This is a genomic window from Herbiconiux daphne (genome assembly GCF_024979295.1).
Classification (GTDB): Bacteria; Actinomycetota; Actinomycetes; order Actinomycetales; family Microbacteriaceae; genus Herbiconiux; species Herbiconiux daphnes.
The window spans coordinates 1-996 of sequence record NZ_JANLCJ010000173.1; the positions used below are offsets into that span (position 1 = coordinate 1).

General features: G+C 46.9%; 2 protein-coding genes. Both read right to left on the bottom strand.

Going from position 1 to position 996, the window contains the following annotated elements:
- The coding region (locus N1032_RS23855; protein ID WP_259542902.1) for a hypothetical protein at positions 1-492 on the bottom strand (492 nt) is incomplete at its 3' end.
- Positions 492-996, bottom strand: a 505-nt coding sequence (locus N1032_RS23860; RefSeq protein WP_259542905.1) for a hypothetical protein, incomplete at its 5' end; no start/stop codon positions are given. The genes N1032_RS23860 and N1032_RS23855, both read right to left, overlap by 1 nt.

Below are 996 nucleotides of genomic sequence, written 5' to 3' on the forward strand. Positions count from 1 at the left end.
AATAGCACACAGACGTGGACGCAAACCAGAGTGGCGGAAGTGGCGATATGACGCAGCCGTTTCACCGTAGTTACACAGGTTACGAACCAGGAACAGTGAAGTGATGATTTTATCAGCGGGGTGATCTTTAATGTGAGCACGTACAACCCCTGTTACAGGGTGAACTGTAATCACATTAGCCAGCCACGGCAAATCTTCGAACAAGAGTTTCATCTCATTCAAAAATTGACGATTGGCCAGTGCTTTAGACGAACCACTGACACTACCACCACGCCATTCACGGCAGTTCAGAAGATAGTTTTCTTCCTGCCAGATTGGGTGGATGTTATTGGCTGTATAGAATTGGATCAGACTCTGTTGAGACGGATCACGACTACACAGATTTCCGGAGTTTCCAAAACTCCATTGAGCGCCAGCCATCGAGCCGAAGCATACAGCTTCACGGCTCAGACGTTGGCCATCCTTGAAGATAACGTCGTATTTAACGCCCATTACTTCGATTGCTCCATGATCATTGGGACAAACTTTTCAACCATATCTTTATGAGTGATAAAGACACGGTCATTATTTTCCCGGATACCCACACCGAGTTCATCGGCTTTATTCAGCCGAGGGGATTGCTCCCAACCTTCAGTGAGAAGAGTGACGTTTGCCAGTTCTTTTTTGTATCCAGTACGTGGGCAGACAGGTGCGAGGTGGCCATCGTAATCACCATAACGGCCATAGCCATTCTCAGTATCACCGAACACACCTTGCCAGCAATCACCCAGCTTGCCTTTTACAGCAGCTACGAGATCACATACACGGGCAGCGCCAGGGAAGATAGTTTCATCGCCACCGAAGTTACGATAGAAACCTTCTTTGGATTTGTCCAGACCATTAACACGGTACGGATAAATCTGGGCGATAAGGAAAGCCAGAGAATGATCAACACCATCTTTGATGAGGCGAGTGAAAGAATTCTTCTGAGAAGAATAACAAATCACATTACGCAAC